This window comes from Nostoc sp., from assembly GCF_036919595.1.
In the GTDB taxonomy this organism is placed as follows: Bacteria; Cyanobacteriota; Cyanobacteriia; order Cyanobacteriales; family Nostocaceae; genus Nostoc.
This window is the reverse complement of record NZ_JBALCO010000042.1, coordinates 97,770-118,938: the sequence shown is the minus strand read 5'-3', so window position 1 is coordinate 118,938 and position 21,169 is coordinate 97,770. Positions and strand designations below refer to the sequence as shown.

The following is a 21,169-nucleotide window of genomic DNA, read 5'->3' as shown; positions in this document are numbered from 1 at the left end:
TATTAGAGTGCAACTTCTCGGATTTTATCCCAGACAAACTGAGGCAGATTAAAGAATACACACTCTTTCTACAGCTACCTTGTGAATCAGTAACTAACAGCAGGCTCGGTTAGCTTCTCTAAATCCATGCTTTTTAAACAACTACTGAATGTCTAATCTACAGTAGTGCCCAAGAGCCAGTGGTTACTCTTCTAGAGTTGTTTGCCCTTGGCGTTCCCGTAGGGTAAGCAACTGCCTGCTGTCGGTTATGCGGATTTGCAGACGTTCACAGACGCGCGAAGCACGGCTTAAGGTAGGGTAAGCTGGCGTTGCTAAGTATAACCCTAAGGATAAATCCGGGGAATGGAAAAAGAAATAGTTTCTTTTTCTTAACGACTTCAGTAGGTTACTCTCAAATGAAGCTTCCTGAGTTAAAAACTCACTCAGGATTCAGAACTTTCAACTCAGAACTCTCTTTATTGAGGGTATTGCATCACAAATCAACCACGGACAGTTGATTTAATTGCTTAAACATGGAGCCGTTCTGGAATAATCCGCCGTGAAAACGCTCTTAAGAGCGCCAATAGCTATTTAACTTAGAACATCAGGTTTACGATTTTTATTACCAGTAGCGCCTTTTGAGGGTTGCAGGGGCAACAAAGGTATAACAAACCTCCAGACCTATTGGTGCTGCCAATTTTTGAGGAAATTGAATGCCAAAACAAATTATCATCGCGGAGCAGCACCAAATTGCTGCTGTCTTTTCTGAAGATCAAATACAGGAACTTGTTGTTGCTACCGGTCATCACCAAATAGGTGATATCTACTTAGGAGTAGTAGAAAATGTATTGCCTGGGATAGATGCGGCTTTTGTCAATATTGGTGACCCAGAGCGCAACGGTTTTATTCACGTCACCGACTTAGGGCCATTGAAGCTAAAGCGTACCGCCGCAGCAATTACAGAACTACTTACACCACAGCAGAAAGTTTTGGTGCAAGTAATGAAAGAGCCAACAGGGACAAAAGGGCCCAGGCTGACGGGTAATATCACCTTACCTGGACGCTATGTAGTACTAATGCCCTATGGTAGGGGCGTAAATTTATCCCGACGGATAAAAAGTGAAAGTGAACGCAACCGCTTGCGGGCACTGGCAATTTTGGTCAAACCGGCGGGAATGGGTTTGCTCGTGCGTACAGAAGCTGAAGGCAAACCAGAAGAAGCGATAATGGAAGATTTGGAGGTGCTGCAAAAGCAATGGGAGGCTATCCAGCAGGAAGCGCATTCCACCCGGCCTCCAGCACTGCTCAATCGGGACGATGACTTTATCCAGCGCGTATTGCGGGATATGTACGGCGCGGATGTAAATCGGATTGTTGTAGATTCTAGTACTGGTTTAAAGCGTGTGAAGCAGTACTTACAGAACTGGAGTGGAGGTCAAACACCGCAAGGATTGTTGATTGACCATCATCGCGATCGCTCCCCAATTCTAGAGTACTTCCGCATCAGTGCCGCCATTAGAGAAGCCCTGAAACCCAGAGTAGACCTACCTTCTGGAGGTTACGTCGTCATCGAGCCGACGGAGGCATTAACCGTAATCGATGTTAACTCAGGTTCCTTCACGCGATCGGCAACAGCTAGAGAAACAGTTTTGTGGACAAACTGCGAAGCTGCAACAGAAATCGCTCGCCAGTTGCGTCTGCGAAATATCGCTGGGGTAATCGTCGTTGATTTTATTGATATGGAATCGCGACGTGATCAACTGCAAGTTCTCGAACACTTTAATAAAGCACTCAAAGCAGACAAAGCTCGTCCCCAGATTGCCCAACTCACCGAACTGGGTTTGGTAGAACTGACCCGCAAGCGTCAGGGTCAAAATATTTACGAATTGTTTGGTGAAACTTGCCCCACCTGCGGCGGTTTAGGACATACTGTGCGTCTGCCTGGAGAAATCGAAAACCGATTGCCAATACCAGCAGAAACACCAGAGCGTGAGCGTTTTGTATCCTTGCCTCACAGAGAACCACGTCAGCCATCTGCCCGCATTCCAGAACCACGAGAAACCTATGATGGATTTGGGGAAGCATTTGAGGGTGACTCGGAATTAAGTAACCTAAATCTGATCAATCATCCTAGTTATCAAGAACTTAATGATAATAAGCGTCGTACCCGCACTCGCCGCAGTCGAATTGGCATCAATGGGTTAAACGGGAAAGATGAAGCTCGGGTTATTGCCAATCCACTGGCTTTTGTCAACGAGCCAGACTTAGACCTTGATGTGGAACCAGAACTAGGAATTGCACCAGAGATCCCCTTACCCACCCTTGGTAAACCAGGTTGGAGTGAAAGAGTAGAGCGCACTAAAGTTATCAAGGCAGAACCAGTTAAACCAGTGGTAGAACCACCGGAGATTAGAACTGTAGAAATGAGCCTCCAGGAACAGGATATGTTTGCCTTGATGGGAATATCTCCCTTGGTGAAGTTAGAGCAAGAAGTTAAAAATACTAAGTCTGTGATCATTAATGTGATTCAGCCTGGTCAACTGCCAACGACCCCAACTGAATCAACCTCAGAATCAACTATTGCCCAAAAAGCAACACCTGAAGTAACCGCAAGCAAGATACTGACACCAAAAGTTATTGAGCCAGAACAAAAATCTTTGATAGAAGAGACAACTGAACCATCGGAGTTGACTGCGAACCCAACGAATCACTTGTCTGCGAAAGCCTCCGCCGTCAACGAGATCGCAGATGAAAGTGATGCGAACAGTGCCGCCACTGCCAGCCGTCGCCGCCGCCGTCGTTCCTCGGCGATCGAGGATAATTAATTTGCTTTATGGTAGAAACGTCGTCAACGCCCTTGGAACAATCCAGTTGGCTAGAGTTTTCTACCTTGTCAGGGATTCCAGGGTTGGTTGCAGGTGTGGATGAAGTCGGGCGAGGTGCTCTATTTGGCCCTGTGGTGGCGGCAGCAGTGATTCTACCAGATCATGCTTTGCCAATACTAATGGCAGCTAAAATTAAAGACAGTAAAAAGTTGTCTAGTTCTCGGAGAACTCAGCTAGCACAGCAAATTTGTGGGTTGGCTATAGACTGGAAAATTGGGTTTGCTTCTACTGCTGAAATTGACAAGATAAATATTTTGCAAGCGACGCTGTTAGCAATGAAGCGGGCTGTGCTGAAGTTAAAGGTACAGCCTGCACTCTGCCTGATTGATGGCAATCAGTCAATAAAAGACTTGCTATTGCCGCAACGAACAATAGTTAAAGGAGACGAGCGATCGCTCACTATTGCCTCTGCTAGTATTGTTGCTAAGGTTTGGCGTGACGAGCTGGTAATGCGTCTAGCCTTAAAATACCCTATGTACAATCTGGAGTGTAACAAGGGTTATGGTAGCCAGCGGCATTTGCTGGCTTTGCAACAATATGGGTCATCGCCTCTACATCGTCAGTCTTTTCGTCCTTGCCAAATTAAAGTACCGAGTGTTGAGTAGATTAAATCATTACTCAGCATTCAGGATTGGCAATTCAGTAGTGTCATTGTCAAGTCCTCTATCTTTGGTTTGTGATATTACCCAGTAGCGATAATCCGCCAAAAGTTGATTTAATAACCGTTGCTTGACCGACAACAGCACGCTTTTGAGCAAACCATTGCCCGTAGCTTCTAAAATCGGCTTAGGAGTGAAAGAAAATGGCGGTGGCAAATCCACCAGCACTTCTAAATCAGCTCTTCCTTGCAGGCGAGTGCCAGTGCTAAACTCTTTGGGAGATAAATACCCTTTTAAATTGAGAGTAAAGCGCTGGTTAATATACTCGAAACCTAGAATTTCACAGCCTAGCGATCGCAAATAAATTATTCCATTTGATTCTGCCCAGACTCTCATGTCTACAGTAGGTTGAATACTTAATGACATAAAAATTAGCGGACGCATTTTCAAGCGAAATACTTCTTCAGAAAGCTGCTCAATGCGGGTGTTGTCAGCCAAAGCCTTAACTAAACGTTGAGGCTGACGCAAGTAATGCTGAATGGGAATAGGCTGCTCTGGAACAGCGATTTCAACCGATTGGGAGGCAGTAAACCGGGTAACCATGAGCGGATAAAAATATCTGTTTCTTAATTTTAATATTTTTTAATAAATTAGTTCTGATTATTATAAAAATACAAAATTTATTGAGCATAAAAATGATTGTTGCTTATCAGCTATACATTATTAGCAAAAAGTTGCTACCCTCATTACTATCTTTAGTTCAAGAAATATAGATCAGGATTAGCCCTTTAAAGCTGACTCCTAAAATCTATTTTTTCTTTGATATCTCTGTGTCTACGGTTTCAAAGTAATTTATTTAACCACATAGACGCAGAAAACATAAAGTCAAGAAATTAAAGAAGAATTTTTTAACCAAAATTTTTACTCACCTTGAAAGGGCTAATATTAGGATTTAACGATTGACGCAAAATAAATAATATGCATTACTGTTTGGTCAAAAACCAATATAATTGCTTTTAAATCTTCAGAGGAATCTAGCAAAAAACTGCCAGGAAATCTATCTGCTAGAAGGCTGATTTCCATAACTTGTTTTCCTGGATACATATTTAAGTCTATTCGTTCAGTACGTAAATTTTAGAGATAACAGTGTTCACCAAGAGTAAATGTTGGATATATTTGCCAAACCCAAAATATCATAATCTCTGTTTACACATTAAGCTCACAACTCAAGGCTAAAGGCATGACTTTATTGATCGCACATTTAGGGCCTCCTGGCACCTACGCAGAACAAGCTGCTGTTCTTTATGTCAACTGGCTAACTAAAAGTACGGGAGTTGAAGCTACGTTATGTCCCTATCCCACCATCTCGCAGTCACTACACGCTGTTGCTAATGGTCAAGCTCATTTGGCTGTTGTGCCAGTGGAAAATTCTATTGAAGGGAGTGTTACCACAACACTGGATACACTATGGCGGTTGGACAGTTTGCAAATTCAGTTGGCTTTGGTATTACCCATTGCCCATATGTTAATTTCTTGCACATCTAGCTTAGATAGGATTAAAATTGTTTACTCTCACCCACAAGCTTTGGCACAATGCCAGGGATGGTTAGAGCGGTTTCTCCCGACTGTACAGATTATTCCCAGCAATTCCACAACCGAAGCGCTACAGGGATTGGAGCAAGAGACAACAACGGCAGCGATCGCTTCTAGTAGAGCAGCTCAACTCTACAACCTGCCCATACTTGCCAGTAACATCAACGACTATCCAGAAAACTTTACTCGTTTTTGGGTAGTAAGTCAGGGTGAAGCGGAGGGTGGATACCAGGCATCAACAACACCTGCCAGTCACACATCGCTGGCTTTTAGTATGCCTGCCAACACCCCCGGAGCACTGGTCAAACCTTTGCAAATATTTGCTCAGTTAGGAATTAACCTCAGCCGGATTGAATCTCGTCCGACGAAGCGATCGCTAGGCGAATACTTGTTTTTCATAGATCTAGAAGCGGATGCCAAGGAAGCACAAATGCAATCTGCTTTAGCAGAATTAAATATCCACACAGAGATTTTAAAAATTCTTGGCGCTTACAATGTTTTGCCGATCAGCGCTCTTTAATCATTCGTCATTTGCCACAAGTTTTGACTGAGGAATACTGATCACTTTTCATTAAATGTGTCTTTGAGAACAGCACGAGCTGCCAAGTGATTCCGAGTAGAAGTTAAAATTTCTGCTTCCCGCTCTAGACGAGTTGCAGTATCTTGCATTTCTAGCAATAACTGCTGCTCTGGAGCGACACCATAAAGGTTACCGGCTACCCAATAAGATAACTCTGTTGGTAGGTCAGGCAAATCTTCTGGCAATTCGATATTTTGTTCGGTTAATTTGGCTGATAGACGCACAACATCTCGCAGTAGTTGTTCTACTTCAGAAGATAAAGGACGCAAATCTTTAGTTGGTGGTTGGTCTTCAATCCACTCAACTAAGCCAACGCGGTATGGCTTTTCACGAACATACTCTAATACACGAAATCTTTGCTGCCCTAAAGTCAACATCTTAATCCGATCATCTGGCAGCCGTTGATGATGAACGATTTCTGCACAGCAACCAGTGTTTGCAATTGTACCTTTGACTGGATCAACCATTAAAACACCAAACCTGCGATCGCTTTCCAAAATCGTGTTCATCATGATTCGGTAGCGAAATTCAAAAATGTGCAGAGGCAATGGTCTGGTAGGAAACAGAACTACTTCAGGTAACGGGAACAGAGGTAGTTCACGAACTGCAATTTTAGAAGATGATGTCATTGTTACTTTGGTATAAACTTAATCTTTAAAATTTCTTTTTCTCTGCTTTTCCCGTTCTTTGTCTACATTCTATCATTTGTTTCCTAGCTAAATAAAAGCCCTGAAATATATTTCTTCAGGGCTCTGTAAAAATTCATACTAATATTATTAGTCCTTTGTCCTCTCTTACAAAGTTCTGTTCGCCCTTGGCGTTGGCGGAGCCATCGCCGGAAACCAACGCTCAGACTTTGCGCTTTGTCCTTTGCCTAAGTACTAATAACTAATTAAAGTTTGACTTCGATATCTACACCCGATGGTAGATCCAATTTCATCAGGGCATCAATAGTTTTAGAAGAGGGCTGGTAAATGTCAATGATCCGGCGATGAGTACGGGTTTCAAAGTGTTCTCGTGAATCTTTATCTACGTGAGGCGATCGCAGCACACAATAGATCCGACGTTTTGTTGGTAAAGGAATTGGGCCTATGGCTGTAGCATTGGTGCGGTTAGCTGTGTCTACAATCTTCTCGCAAGATGTGTCCAATAAGCGTCGGTCAAAAGCCTGTAAGCGAATTCTAATCTTCTGCTGCTGTAGAGTTGCCATCTTTAATTGTCCAGGTTCTGCGTAATTAGGGGATGTAGTTGCAGGGTAAAGGTTACAGAAAACTATCACCTGTCCCCTGTAACCTATTACCTTATTTATAGAGGGAAGAGAAAGGAGCAGAGAGGCATTATACCATCTCTGCTCCTTTATTATGAGCGAAAAGGTACTACTTTAGAATTTTGGAGACGACACCAGCACCAATGGTGCGCCCACCTTCGCGGATAGCGAAGCGCATTCCTTGTTCAATAGCGATCGCGTTGATCAATTCTACTGTCACCTTGATGCGATCGCCTGGCATCACCATTTCCACCTCAGTGCCATCATCAGCAGTGAAGGCTCTAATCGTGCCGGTTACATCCGTTGTCCGCACGTAGAACTGGGGACGGTAGCCAGCAAAAAATGGAGTCTTGCGACCACCTTCTTTTTCGGTTAGGACGTACACTTCACCTTCAAATTGAAGGTGAGGTTTAATTGAACCTGGTTTGGCGATCACCATACCTCGTTCAATATCAGCCTTTTGGATACCCCGGAGTAGTACGCCGGCGTTATCCCCAGCCATACCTTGGTCAAGACTCTTCTTGAACATTTCAATACCAGTTACGGTAGTGGCACGAGTATCTCTGATACCCACTAGTTCAACGTTATCGCCAACTTTGACTATACCCCGCTCAATCCGACCAGTGGCGACAGTACCACGACCTGTGATGGAGAATACGTCTTCTACAGCCATCAGGAAGGGTTTATCCACATCCCGCTCAGGGGTGGGAATAAAAGAATCTACAGCATCCATCAATTCGTAGATTTTGTCTACCCATTCATTTTCACCCCGTTGGGTCTTGGGATTCTTGGTCATTGCTTCGAGTGCTTGCAGACCAGATCCTTTGATAATAGGGATATCATCGCCAGGGAAATCGTAGCTGGTAAGCAATTCTCTCAGTTCTAGTTCCACTAGTTCTAAGAGTTCTGGGTCATCCATCAAGTCTTCCTTGTTCAAGAAGACAACCAGACTGGGAACGCCCACCTGTTTTGCCAACAGGATGTGTTCGCGGGTTTGAGGCATAGGCCCATCGGTAGCAGCAACTACAAGGATGCCACCATCCATCTGAGCAGCGCCGGTGATCATGTTCTTCACATAGTCAGCGTGTCCAGGGCAGTCTACGTGAGCATAGTGCCGACTAGCAGTTTCATACTCAACGTGAGCGGTATTAATGGTAATACCCCGTGCCTTTTCTTCTGGCGCGTTATCGATTTGATCGTAGCCTTTAGCTATAGCTTGACCCATAGCCGCCAAGGTCATAGTGATGGCTGCTGTTAACGTGGTTTTTCCGTGGTCAACGTGGCCAATAGTACCGATATTGATGTGGGGTTTATTCCTTTCAAACTTTGCGCGTGCCATGAATACTCATTTCCTTATTTTAACTAAGCGTTCCCTTTGCTTTTAGCAATGATAGTTTCAGCTACGCTGCGAGGCACCTCTTCGTAGTGGCTGAACTCCATCGTGAAGATACCCCGACCTTGCGTCTTCGACCGGATATCAGTGGCGTAGCCAAACATGGTCGCCAATGGAACTTTGGATGCGACCTTAGCAAGTCCCTGTTCAGTGCTTTGGCTTTCAATCTGCCCTCGGCGGGAGATCAAGTCGCCAATGACGTTCCCGATATAGTCTTCAGGAACTTCAACCTCAACTTTCATCATAGGCTCTAACAGGACGGGTGAAGCTTTCAGTACAGCCTCTTTCATCGCCATTGAGCCAGCGATTTTGAAAGCCATTTCCGAAGAGTCTACATCGTGGTATGACCCATCAGTTAGCGTCGCTTTGACGTCAATCAACGGATATCCAGCCAGGACACCAGATTCGCAGCTTTCTTTCATTCCTTGTTCTGCGGGGCCAATATACTCTTTAGGTACTGTACCACCAACAATTTTGGAGACGAATTCAAAGCCAGTACCGGGTTCTCCTGGTTCCAAATCGATCACAACGTGACCGTATTGACCTTTACCACCACTTTGACGGATGAACTTGCCTTCCACTTTGGAGACACGTTTCCGAATCGTTTCACGGTAAGCTACTTGTGGCGCACCGACATTCGCTTCCACTTTGAATTCTCGTAACATCCGGTCTACTAGAATTTCTAGGTGGAGTTCTCCCATCCCTGCGATCACGGTTTGGTTCGTTTCCGGATCGACGTGGACACGGAAGGTGGGGTCTTCTTCTGAGAGAGATTGCAGAGCCTTGGACAGTTTGTCCATATCGTTCTTGGTTTTGGGTTCAACCGCCACCGAGATCACAGGCTCAGGAATGAATAGGGATTCCAAAATTACTGGCGATCCGTCATCACAGATTGTGTCACCTGTCAAGGTATCTTTCAATCCAAGAGCTGCTCCCAAATCACCCGCTCGCAGTTCATCGACATCTTGCCGATCATCTGCTTTCATTAAAACTAAGCGGGAAATTCGTTCTTTTTTATTCTTACTAGCGTTGAGGACGTAGCTGCCCTTTTTGAGAACACCAGAATAAACGCGAACAAATGTGAGGCGACCGTAAGGGTCAGCCATAATCTTGAATGCCAGAGCCGCTAGGGGTTCGCTGTCATCAGCCCGCCGCTCAACAGTATCGCCATTCGCCAGTAAGCCTTGAATTGGCGGCACTTCACTTGGTGCCGGCAGGTAATCTACAACAGCATCCAGCATCAACTGCACGCCTTTGTTTTTGAATGCTGAACCGCAAAGTACTGGCACAATTGTCCCCGCAATTGTCCCTTTACGCAGGGCAGTCCGAACTTCCTGTTCTGTAAGTTCTTCGCCATCGAAGTACTTAGTCATTAGAGCATCATCGGTTTCTGCCGCCGCTTCTATTAGTTTGGTGCGGTATTCTTCTACCTGCGCTTGCAATTCTTCGGGGATATCGGTTTCCTGGATATCGGTTCCTTGGTCGTTAGCGTAAATATACGCACGTTGCCGTACCAGATCAACGATACCTTGGAAGTCGTTTTCACTCCCGATTGGTAGTTGAATGGCGATCGCATTCGCCCGCAGGCGATCGCGGATTTGATCGTGAACTTTATAAAAGTTCGCTCCAGTCCGATCCATCTTGTTGATAAAGGCTATCCGAGGAACTTTGTAGCGTTCTGCTTGACGCCACACTGTCTCGGACTGCGGTTGCACGCCACCCACAGAACAAAATACTGCGATTACACCATCCAACACGCGCATGGAACGCTCAACTTCAATTGTGAAGTCTACGTGACCCGGAGTATCGATAATGTTAATTTGATGATCTTTCCAACTGGTACTGATAGCAGCCGCAGTAATGGTAATTCCCCGCTCCCGCTCCTGCTCCATCCAGTCTGTGACGGCAGTTCCTTCATGAACTTCGCCAATTTTATGAATTATCCCAGAGTAAAATAATATTCTCTCTGTTGTTGTTGTTTTGCCCGCATCTATATGCGCCGCAATACCAATGTTGCGTACTTTCTCTAGCGGGATCGTGCGTGCCACAGCTACCTCCTATAGTTTTTGCCTCATGATATCTTGTATATTACTCTTTGTTAAGATTCTATACTTTTAGGGAAAACCGTCTTTTTTTTGTAAATCTCCGATGTAACGCTTCAAGAAGGCGATATATCGTTTTTCTACTTAGTAACGATAATGTGCAAATGCCTTGTTAGCTTCCGCCATCCGGTGCGTTTCTTCCCGTTTCCGAATCGCATTTCCAGTTTCGTTGGCAGCATCCATTAACTCATTTGCCAGTTTGCTTGCCATTGTCCGACCTGGTCTAGACCGGGAATATTGCACTAACCAACGCAGCGCTAGGGTAGTGCCCCGTTCTGAACGCACTTCCATTGGTACTTGGTAGGTTGCTCCGCCAACTCGCCGAGCTTTTACTTCTACTAAAGGCGTGGCATTTCGCACTGCTCTTTCAAAGGTTTCCAAGGCAGCGCTACCAGTGCGTTCCTCAATAGTTTTTAATGCTTCATAAACAATCCGTGCGGCAAGTGATTTCTTGCCATGACGCATGATCCGCCTGATAATCATGCTCACAAGGCGACTGTTATATACGGAGTCAGACGGAACTGGGCGCCTTTGAATAACACCACGACGAGACATACTTCACCTTTAATTCGGAATTGGCAACGAAATTATATGCTATCAGACACCGGAAACTAAAAGCGGTGGAACCCAACCCTCAGACTTCCTCATTTTTTTCGACAGTTGCAGCGAGGCTGACCTATCTACTGCCAATTTTTGATTTTTGATTTTTGATTTTGGATTAAAAGTTTTCGGTATATGTTCCGATCCCAAGGGTCGGAGCAAATCAAAAATCAGGAGTCTGTAAGCCTTATCCCCTTGTGGGTTTGACCAATCCAAAATCGCAAATCGCAAATCTAAAATTGTTTGACTTGCTACCTGCAACTAAATAGTTAAGGCGACAAGATTGTAAACCTTAATGTCCAGATGAGAATTATGCTGTCAGTTACAGCCTTCTCCTTAGAACTTCTACACTTGCTCGCTTAGTGTAGGTGTAGCTTGCTTGATTTTTTGAAACAGACTTTACCAGCCTTCATAACTGCTGTTAGAACACAGACCCTGATAGTTTTTTTGTCCTTCAGCGCTTCTTTACTAGACGATTAATCGTGTTGGATGCGATTAATCGCCTAATTTTATTTTTTCACTTCTTTGGGACGCTTGGTTCCATACTTGGAACGGCCTTGCTTGCGGTCTTTGACTCCGGCTGTATCTAGGGTGCCACGGATTATGTGGTATCTCACGCCTGGTAAGTCCTTAACCCGACCGCCACGAATCATCACAACTGAGTGTTCCTGTAAGTTGTGACCAATGCCTGGAATGTAAGCTGTAACTTCAAATCCAGAGGTAAGTCTTACTCTTGCTACTTTACGTAGAGCTGAGTTAGGCTTTTTTGGTGTAGTCGTGTAGACTCTGGTACAAACTCCCCGACGTTGGGGACATTGCTTCAGAGCCGGGGACTTGGTTTTCTGACGCGCTTGTTCGCGCTCATTACGTATTAGCTGCTGTATTGTTGGCATGAGTTACAGCGCGTAAAGCTGCTTATATATCTAAGTTTTAACAAATCCTGATTATATCGTTTTTTACGGTTTTATGTCAATTGTGATTTTTCCTTTATTATTGGCAAATGATCACTAATTAACGACTATGAACAATTTGTGATTATGTTAGGGATGGAAATTTAGACGCCAACCATAACTTTGTCAACCTTGAATCCAAGTCTCAGACTCTGGCCCGTTTTTTAATTACGTTAGAGTCCGCGAATGCAAGAGGTTTCTTAGAGAGCGTCATTACAAATTACGAATTAGTAATTATTTGTTAACTAGTTATGGAGAAGGAATTGCCACAGCCACAGGTAGCGATCGCCTGGGGGTTATGGAAGCGAAAACCACCACCCATTAAGTCTTCTGAATAATCCACCCTCAAACCGTTGAGGTAATTTAAGCTTGCTTTATCTATAACTACTTGAATCTCATCCAAGTCGAAAACCTGGTCGCCAACTTTTATTGCTTTATCGAAGGACATATCATAAAAAAACCCGGAACAACCACCTGGTTTTACTGCCAATCGAAACAAGACATTTGGCTGCTGCTTGGACTTGATTCGCCCAATCTCACTCACGGCTGCTTGACTCAGATGAATCATGGAACTCGTTTTTTGCAATAGAATATCCCATCTTCATTTTACAGATGGGTTGGCCCTGGCTTTTGTAAAATTCCAAATTACCAAAGGCATGAGCGCGATCGCTATTACTACATTTATAGCACAACATGCTTCAGTCCCTACCTTAACTAGGTAGGGACATCTGGGGTGTAGTAGTTACCAAAGACGGTTTGCCCAAAAATCTATTCAGTTTTGGAATTAGAGCTTTAATAACATTCTTTTGGTTTTAATCCTTAGTACGGGCATAGTCATCTTGGTAGCGAATAATGTCATCCTCTCCCAAATATTCGCCATTTTGCACTTCAATCAACACCAAGGGGATCACGCCAGGATTCTCTAAACGATGAGATGTACATTGGGGTACATAAGTTGACTCATTATTGCTCAGTAGTACTTCTAGCTCACCACAAGTTACCCTAGCTGTACCAGATACGACAATCCAGTGTTCGCTGCGGTGGTGGTGCATTTGTAAACTGAGGCGGTGTCCGGGTTTAACTTCGATGCGCTTGATTTTGTATCCGCGCCCTTCTTCTAAAACTGTAAAAGCACCCCAAGGACGTAACTCAGTTGCAGCAACGCCTCTGGAAGTGATAGTTGAAGGTAGGTGTAGAGTGTCAGTCTGTGTAGTTTCTTGATATCGAGCCATAGTTACCTCATTTGAAGACATAACAAACCGTCGGTACTCTTAACTATTGATAAAAAATCTGGCGCTATCTTGCAACATTGGAAATCAGCAATTTTGTCGCACCTTGATAAACATAGCAAAGTCAGACGTAATGGTGTAAATCATCACTATTAAAACTCTTGTATCTACACCAAGTCTTCATCAAGCAAAATGATAGCTTGTTCTAAACTTTAAAAAAAGATGGGACATTGGTGATTAAGAGACTTCACTTCCCTATTCCTTACTCCCTGATTATCGTGGTTTCAGGAAAATACCAATTCCATTATGAACACGAGCAGCGGTACTAGGCGATCGGTCGAGTAGTTGCCCTCCTAAGTAAAGGCTGGTTGAACTACCACCGTCTAAATTTAGGGCATCGACACAGCCCATCAGTTGCATCAGTTGGGCATGTTCTGCCAAATTAGGGCCATAACCGCCTGTACGATTATGCACGGCAGTAATCATCAGTGTGCCTGTTGCCGTTGTGCAAATACCGCTACGAATAGCTTTTTCGGCAATAAAGGCATTGCTGAATTTTTCGGCTTTGGCATCGAGGACGATTTGACGATTTTGGACTAATAGCGGCCCGGCTCCGATAATCTGGGGATAACGATTAAAATCAGTGGGAGTAGTAGCGCTGGAAATAGTTACTCCGGTTCCAATAGGTAACTGTGAGGCAGCAGTAGCAGCGTTGGCGCGTAAGATTAGTAGGTAGCCATCCTGAGGAATCGGAACCGCCGTCTCACCAACTTTGCCACCTGGTAGCTGTTGAGTAATTTGGTCTTTTTGTACCACGAGGATAATTTCGTTATCCGTCAAGGGTGTGTAAGTTGATCCCCAAGCTGGGGTGTAACGAGCAATGCCACTCTGGACGTAGCCGCTGTTAAGAAACAGAATTGGTAGACGCTGGTCATTTGCCGTGATTAAAGTTTCTTCTAAGGTGAGACGACCGAAGTAAAATTGGCCAGAATCATTCCAAGCGATCGCACCTCGGTTAAGAATGGGGCCTGATAACCACTGACCATCCCGACGAATTGCACCCAATGGCAATCTGTTATTGCGGTTAAAATAACCACCATTAATTCCAGCTACTGCTAAGTAACGTTGTGCTGTTTGAATTAAGGGAGCAGTATCCGCAAGTCCATCAGGACTAGCCCACATAGGTTTCAGTGTTAGCCCAAATTTACGAGGATTAACTTCTAACCAGACCACCGGAAAGCGTTCTGTGCCTAAGTTGACATAATGCTGTCGCCAGCGCAATCCTGGGGCCCAAGTAATATCTCGTTCTTCTAAAGGATCGGGTCGAATATCGATAATCAGGCGATTGGGGCTACCGACAGTACTGACTTGAGGCGATAAACCAAAGGGAACACTCAGAGAAATAATGGTTTGCTTGTTTACCACCTGCACTTGTTGAATCAGTGGTTCAGGGGCCGATGCTGGGGCTGGTAGTATTGGTTGTGTTGGTGTAGCTGGTGATAATTGTTTGAGCAGGTTTGGCAGTAATATTGCTGGTGGTACTGTTGGTGCTGGTGGCTGCGGGGTATAGCGTTCTATCAAAACGGGATCGGCTATTCCATCCAGGGTAACTGTCCACTCTCGATTTGGCGGTACAGTGGATTTGGGGATTAATGTGTCTGGATCAGAAGATGGAGGTTGAATTTTTTTAACAGTTGACCCTTGTGTAACTTGCCAGGGAGTTGGAGAATCTAAATCGACAAGAATGCGAACTTGTTGCAAAGGATTTACACTCGTGTCTAAAGATTGCTGACTCTGAAGAATATTTGTCACTTGCGCCTTTGGAGTAGCAATCACCAAAATGTTGCCATTGGCTTGGATTTGCCATCCAGATGTTTGAGCAAAATTAGTAATATCCAGATAGCGATATGCTCCTAGTAGCCTGGTGGCTAAAATCAGTGGCGTTGTCACCGACGAAAACCACTGTACTGGTTGCCTACCTGAATTACTAGTGTTTAAGAAATTAACTCCAATTAATTGCCTGAATGCCCCGTCACTGAGATGAGTTGTGATCTGACCAGATTTTCCAGGTCGCTGCAACCAAGTTCCTGGTAAAGTACGACCATTGAGGGAAATTTGATTACCAGAGGATGCTACACCTGTTAAAGGGGGTGCAGGTGACTGGGAGATTAACTTGCTGATTAATTTGATGGTTTTCGGGGACTCCTGGGCGTTGGTAGCACAGGTAGTAATTAAGCACAGTATTGTTAAAAGTATTGGTGAGACAGTAACCCGGAAAAATCTGCGTTCGCTAATCCCTGATTGCCAACAATTCGGCATTTTTACCATAATTTACTAGGTACTTTTGAAAACTATCACCCAATGTATAAACTAACTAATTATTTGGAACTATAAAAAACATGACTTTATTTTTTAAAAAACATGGTATTCTCTATATTGGCTAGTTATATCTTTTCTACAACAATCAATTTAGACCCGAAAGCCACTGCAATCAAGTGTTTTAACTAGCACTAATTATAACCACACTACACACGGTAGTCTTGGTTATCAAAACTAGATTAGGATATTTAATCCTTACTGAACGTTGCTAGTTCAGTAAGGTCAAGTTAATAGTAAGACATGTGGCAACTGGTAAGCAGCAAAACTCCAGACAACAACAGAAATATTTGGGAATTGTCAAATGGGTATATATTGTAATACGCTGATTTTATTGCCGGATCAGGATGAGTTTGGCTTTAAAACATAGGACAGCGTTCAGTTTTAGTTTTGTTTCAGGTGGAGCCGAAATAGGCTGTGTGAGTGGCTACCGTGCATCGGGAAAAAGGTAATTGAGAAAATACTTAGTTTCACAATATAAAAAAGAAACTGTCAGGGCAAAAATCATGTCTTGGCAGAGGTAGCTTATTTAACACCGTATAAATACATAAATAATGCGAAAATATTTTAACACGGGTGAACTAATAAAGTAAAACCGAAGTTAAAATTTTTTTTCCCTAAATTTCGGTGCTTATATATTTCTCCATCGCTGAATTTAGAAATTTTTCCCAATAATATAGTGGCAAAATTGGTAACTCAATACTTCAGGAACAGGGTATGAATAATAAACCGATGAATCAAGACCAGAAAATCACAGCGGATATAATCTCAAGAGATACCTATCAGGGGCAAAAGTGGTTAGTAGAGGAACGAGATGCCTGTGGTGTCGGTTTTATTGCTCATCGTCAGAATCATACCAGCCATGAAATTGTAGAAAAAGCCTTAGCTGCTTTAACCTGCTTAGAGCACCGGGGAGGTTGTAGCGCTGATCGAGACTCTGGTGATGGTGCAGGAGTATTGACAGCTATCCCTTGGGAGTTGTTCCAACAAGACTTTGCCCAAATAGGAAAGGAATTTCCATCCACTAATAACATAGCTGTGGGGATGATCTTTCTACCACAAGACCAAGAAGCAGCGCAAAAAGCGAGGACAACAGTTGAGCAAGTAGCTGCTGAAGAAAAATTGATTGTACTGGGTTGGCGAGTAGTGCCAGTGCAACCTGATTTACTCGGTGTACAAGCAAGAGAAAATCAACCCCAGATTGAACAAGTTTTGCTAGCTTCTGTTGACACAAGTGGCGATGAATTGGAACGACAGTTGTATATTACGCGCCGCCGAATTAGTAAAGCAGCAAACAACATCTCAGAAGAATTTTATATCTGCTCCTTGTCAAATCGCACAATTGTCTACAAAGGCATGGTGCGTTCTGCTGTATTGGGAGAATTTTATCAAGATTTACAAAATCCGGTTTACAAAAGCGCCTTTGCTGTCTATCACCGCCGCTTTAGTACCAACACGATGCCCAAGTGGCCCCTAGCTCAACCAATGCGGCTTTTGGGTCACAATGGCGAAATCAATACTTTGTTGGGTAACATCAACTGGATGATGGCACGAGAAGCTAGCTTGAATCACCCTATATGGGGCGATCGCATCAATGAACTCAAGCCATTAGTTCATATTGATAACAGCGACTCAGCTACCCTAGACAACGTACTAGAATTGCTGGTGTGTTCTGGACGCAGCCCCTTGGAAGCTTTAATGATTATGGTTCCAGAGGCTTACCAAAATCAGCCTTCTTTACGTGACTCTCCAGAAATTGTCGATTTCTACGAATATTACAGTGGTCTGCAAGAAGCGTGGGACGGGCCAGCACTTTTAGTATTCAGCGATGGCAAAAAAGTTGGTGCAACACTAGATCGTAATGGCTTAAGACCAGCTCGCTACCTGATTACCAAAGATGACTATATTGTCGTCGCTTCCGAAGCTGGTGTAGTGGACTTTCCAGAAGCCAATATTGTTGAGAAAGGTAGACTCGGCCCAGGGCAAATGATTGCCGTAGATTTAGTAAACCATGAAGTGCTGAAGAATTGGGAAATTAAGCAGCGCATCGCCAAGCAGCACCCATATGGAGAATGGCTGCAACAGCACCGTAAAGAACTCAAAAAAATTGTCAGTAGTCAGTCGTCAGATGTGAATGGAAATGGACATCTGGCTGCTGAAAATGGTAACGGGCATAGTACTACTGACCAAATTGACAAGCAAACCTTGCTTCAGCGTCAAATGGCCTTTGGCTACACCACAGAAGATGTAGAAATGGTGATTCATCCAATGGCGATCGCAGGTTCAGAGCCGACTTTCTGTATGGGGGATGATATTCCTTTAGCAGTGCTGTCACAAAAGCCCCACCTACTTTACGACTATTTCAAACAGCGTTTTGCTCAGGTGACGAACCCAGCGATCGATCCCCTGCGGGAAAAGCTAGTAATGTCTTTGAAAGTCGAATTGGGTGAACGGGGTAACTTATTAGAACCCAAGCCAGAATATGCTCAGAGATTGAAGCTGGAATCACCAGTGTTAACGGATGCTGAATTAGAGGCGATTAAGCTGTCAGGATTTGCCACAGCCGAGTTGTCAACCCTATTTGCGATCGCCACTGGCCCCGAAGGATTGAAAGCCGCAGTCCAGTCTTTACAAGCACAAGCAGCTGAATCAGTGCGGGCCGGTGCAAAGATTTTAATATTAAGCGACCAGATCCCAGCAACTCCTAATAAGGAGGACAATGAAGGGATAAGTACAGAATATACCTACATTCCTCCTCTGTTAGCAGTGGGTGCTGTACATCATCACCTGATTCGTGAAGGGTTGCGAATGAAAACATCCCTGATTGTCAATACTGCCCAATGCTGGAGTACTCATCACTTTGCTTGTCTGATTGGCTACGGTGCTGGTGCAGTTTGCCCGTATATGGCTTTGGACACGGTGCGTGATTGGTGCATTGATCCCAAAACCCAAAAGTTAATGGCTGTGAAGAAAATTCCTACCCTGAGCGTAGAGCAAGCTTTAGGAAACTATCGCAAAGCGATAGAGTCAGGCTTGCTAAAAATTCTCTCCAAAATGGGAATTTCTCTACTGTCCAGCTATCAAGCAGCCCAAATCTTTGAAGCTATTGGCATCGGCGGGGATTTAATAGAACTAGGATTTCAAGGTACGACTTCCCGCATTGGTGGTTTGAGTGTTAGTGAACTCGCTGATGAAGTACTTTCCTTCCACAGCAAGGCTTTTCCAGAACTGACGACCAAGAAGTTAGAAAACCTCGGCTTTGTGCAGTACCGTCCTGGCGGCGAGTATCACATGAATAGTCCAGAAATGGTTAAGGCGCTGCATAAAGCTGTAGATGATAAAAACTATGACCACTACGAAGTTTACAAAAAGCACCTCCAAGGCAGACCAGTAACAGCCTTGCGGGACTTGCTAGACTTCCAAGGCGATCGCACACCGATTCCCATAGAAGAAGTGGAGTCGGTATCTGAAATTGTCAAGCGCTTCTGCACCGGTGGCATGTCTTTAGGCGCTTTGTCAAGAGAAGCCCATGAAACTTTAGCGATCGCCATGAACCGCATTGGCGGTAAATCAAACTCTGGGGAAGGCGGCGAAGACCCAGTGCGCTATACAGTTCTAGATGATGTAAACGATGGTCACTCGCCAACCCTACCTCATTTAAAAGGATTGCAAAATGGTGATAAAGCCTATAGTGCCATTAAGCAAATTGCATCGGGACGCTTTGGTGTCACGCCAGAGTACTTAGTCAACGCCAAACAAATTGAAATCAAAATTGCCCAAGGTGCCAAGCCTGGGGAAGGTGGACAACTACCAGGGCCCAAGGTGAGCGAATACATTGCGATGTTAAGACGCTCCAAGCCAGGTGTGACGCTGATTTCGCCGCCACCGCACCATGATATTTATTCGATTGAAGACCTAGCACAACTGATTTTTGATCTGCACCAAATTAATCCGAAAGCAAAAGTATCGGTGAAGCTAGTTGCAGAAGTTGGCATTGGCACGATCGCTGCTGGTGTAGCCAAGGCAAACGCTGATATCATCCAGATTTCTGGTCATGATGGTGGTACAGGCGCATCGCCACTAAGTTCGATTAAACATGCTGGTTCACCGTGGGAATTGGGCTTAAGTGAAGTGCATCGCGTCTTGATGGAAAATGGCCTGCGCGATCGCGTAATTTTGCGTGTGGATGGCGGTCTCAAGAGTGGCTGGGATGTGGTAATAGGTGCATTGATGGGCGGTGAAGAATTCGGTTTTGGCTCCATCGCTATGATTGCCGAAGGCTGTATAATGGCACGAGTTTGCCACATGAACACCTGCCCTGTGGGTGTTGCTACTCAGAAAGAAGAACTCCGCAAGCGGTTTACGGGAATACCGGAACAGGTTGTTAACTTCTTCTACTTCATCGCCGAAGAAGTGCGTAGTTTGCTAGCACGACTAGGTTACCGTTCTTTATCAGAAATCATTGGACGTGCAGATTTGTTGAAACTGCGCCAAGAGGCAAAACTCACCAAAACGCAATCACTGAATCTCAACTGTTTACTTCAGTTACCAGATAGCAGAGAAAATCGTAGTTGGTTGGTGCATGAAGAAGTCCACAGCAACGGCGTGGTTTTGGATGACGACTTGCTTGCTGAACCTGACATTCAAGCTGCTATTCGCAACCAGTCTACTGTTACCAAGACTTACCCGATTGTCAATACTGACAGAACAGTAGGCACAAGATTAGCGGGAGCGATCGCTTCTCAATACGGTGACAGCGGCTTTGAAGGACAAATTAATCTCAACTTTACAGGTAGTGTTGGGCAAAGCTTTGGTGCTTTCAACCTCCCCGGCATAATTCTCAGCTTAGAAGGAGAAGCAAACGACTACGTAGGTAAAGGGATGCATGGTGGTGAAATCATCATCAAACCTCCAACTGATGCTACCTATAACGCATCACAAAATGTGATAGTTGGCAATACTTGCCTCTATGGTGCTACTGGTGGCATGTTATTTGCCAACGGTCTAGCAGGAGAGCGCTTTGCTGTGAGAAACTCCAAAGGCATAGCAGTGATTGAAGGCGCTGGGGATCACTGCTGCGAATATATGACTGGTGGTGTGATTGTCGTCCTCGGCAAAGTAGGACGTAACGTCGCAGCTGGAATGACTGGTGGACTGGCATACTTCTTGGATGAAGACGACTCATTTCGTGAGTTAGTCAACCCGGAAATTGTCAAAATCCAGCGAGTGATTACAGAAGCAGGTGCAAAACAACTACAAGAGTTAATCCAAACTCATGCAGAACGCACTGGTTCACCAAAGGCGAAGAAAATTCTGCAAAACTGGCAAGAATTCTTGCCGAAATTCTGGCAGTTGGTTCCACCTTCTGAAGCTGATAGTCTAGAAGCTGATCCGGAAAAAACAACTGAGTTCAGTTTAGTAACTAGTCATTAGTCGCTGTAACCATTCTCATCCTCTGCCTTCAGCCATTCTCCCGGAGAAGCTGGATAAACAGGTAATCTGCGAAAAACCCCTTTGGATGCCCAAAGTAGTCGCCTGAATTTATTCTTTAAAAAGAGCGTAGAAAAAAATATTCTCCCTTTTTTAGGGAGAATATTCATTAACTGATTCACAACT

Annotated in this window: 14 protein-coding genes; 4 read left to right on the top strand and 10 right to left on the bottom strand. The window is 44.4% G+C overall.

Annotated elements, in window-relative coordinates; genetic code table 11:
• Positions 1–692 precede the first annotated feature (692 nt).
• On the top strand, positions 693–2,804 hold the full coding sequence (locus tag V7K21_RS05975) for an Rne/Rng family ribonuclease (protein WP_335172416.1): 2,112 nt from the start codon (positions 693–695) through the stop codon (positions 2,802–2,804).
• Between the two features lie 8 nt (positions 2,805–2,812).
• Complete coding sequence (locus tag V7K21_RS05970) at positions 2,813–3,469, top strand: ribonuclease HII (RefSeq protein ID WP_335172414.1); 657 nt, start codon at positions 2,813–2,815, stop codon at positions 3,467–3,469.
• A 9-nt stretch (positions 3,470–3,478) separates the two neighbouring features.
• On the opposite strand, the gene V7K21_RS05965 is transcribed toward V7K21_RS05970, so the two are convergent.
• Positions 3,479–4,066, bottom strand: a complete 588-nt coding sequence (locus tag V7K21_RS05965; protein ID WP_335172412.1) for a DUF1997 domain-containing protein — start codon at positions 4,064–4,066, stop codon at positions 3,479–3,481.
• A gap of 637 nt (positions 4,067–4,703) precedes the next feature.
• On the opposite strand from V7K21_RS05965, the gene pheA reads away from it, so the two are divergent.
• The gene (gene pheA, locus V7K21_RS05960) at positions 4,704–5,576 is read left to right on the top strand and encodes a prephenate dehydratase (RefSeq protein ID WP_335172410.1); all 873 of its coding nucleotides are present in this window, start codon (positions 4,704–4,706) and stop codon (positions 5,574–5,576) included.
• 41 nt (positions 5,577–5,617) lie between these two features.
• Here pheA and V7K21_RS05955 read toward each other — a convergent pair whose 3' ends face one another.
• The 9 genes from V7K21_RS05955 to V7K21_RS05915 all read right to left on the bottom strand — a co-directional run bounded on the left by V7K21_RS05955 (position 5,618) and on the right by V7K21_RS05915 (position 15,496).
• On the bottom strand, positions 5,618–6,265 hold the full coding sequence (locus V7K21_RS05955) for an LON peptidase substrate-binding domain-containing protein (protein WP_335172408.1): 648 nt from the start codon (positions 6,263–6,265) through the stop codon (positions 5,618–5,620).
• Between the two features lie 263 nt (positions 6,266–6,528).
• Entirely contained in the window at positions 6,529–6,846 is a 318-nt protein-coding gene (gene rpsJ, locus V7K21_RS05950; RefSeq protein WP_008232935.1) for a 30S ribosomal protein S10, read from the bottom strand.
• Positions 6,847–7,012: 166 nt separating this feature from the next.
• On the bottom strand, positions 7,013–8,242 hold the full coding sequence (gene tuf / locus V7K21_RS05945) for an elongation factor Tu (protein WP_334970313.1): 1,230 nt from the start codon (positions 8,240–8,242) through the stop codon (positions 7,013–7,015).
• 23 nt (positions 8,243–8,265) lie between these two features.
• Positions 8,266–10,344: an elongation factor G gene (fusA, locus tag V7K21_RS05940; RefSeq protein WP_335172406.1), complete on the bottom strand. Its 2,079-nt coding sequence runs from the start codon at positions 10,342–10,344 to the stop codon at positions 8,266–8,268.
• Positions 10,345–10,482: 138 nt separating this feature from the next.
• Complete coding sequence (gene rpsG, locus V7K21_RS05935; RefSeq protein ID WP_273763823.1) at positions 10,483–10,953, bottom strand: 30S ribosomal protein S7; 471 nt, start codon at positions 10,951–10,953, stop codon at positions 10,483–10,485.
• Positions 10,954–11,507: 554 nt separating this feature from the next.
• Positions 11,508–11,891, bottom strand: a complete 384-nt coding sequence (rpsL, locus tag V7K21_RS05930; RefSeq protein WP_099066763.1) for a 30S ribosomal protein S12 — start codon at positions 11,889–11,891, stop codon at positions 11,508–11,510.
• A 298-nt stretch (positions 11,892–12,189) separates the two neighbouring features.
• Positions 12,190–12,516, bottom strand: a complete 327-nt coding sequence (locus V7K21_RS05925; protein WP_335172404.1) for a HesB/IscA family protein — start codon at positions 12,514–12,516, stop codon at positions 12,190–12,192.
• A 244-nt stretch (positions 12,517–12,760) separates the two neighbouring features.
• Entirely contained in the window at positions 12,761–13,180 is a 420-nt protein-coding gene (locus V7K21_RS05920; protein ID WP_273763827.1) for a cupin domain-containing protein, read from the bottom strand.
• Between the two features lie 270 nt (positions 13,181–13,450).
• Positions 13,451–15,496 (bottom strand): phosphodiester glycosidase family protein, encoded by a 2,046-nt coding sequence (locus V7K21_RS05915; protein WP_335172402.1) that lies wholly within the window; start codon positions 15,494–15,496, stop codon positions 13,451–13,453.
• 774 nt (positions 15,497–16,270) lie between these two features.
• On the opposite strand from V7K21_RS05915, the gene gltB reads away from it, so the two are divergent.
• Positions 16,271–20,986 (top strand): glutamate synthase large subunit, encoded by a 4,716-nt coding sequence (gltB, locus tag V7K21_RS05910; protein WP_335172400.1) that lies wholly within the window; start codon positions 16,271–16,273, stop codon positions 20,984–20,986.
• Positions 20,987–21,169 lie beyond the last annotated feature (183 nt).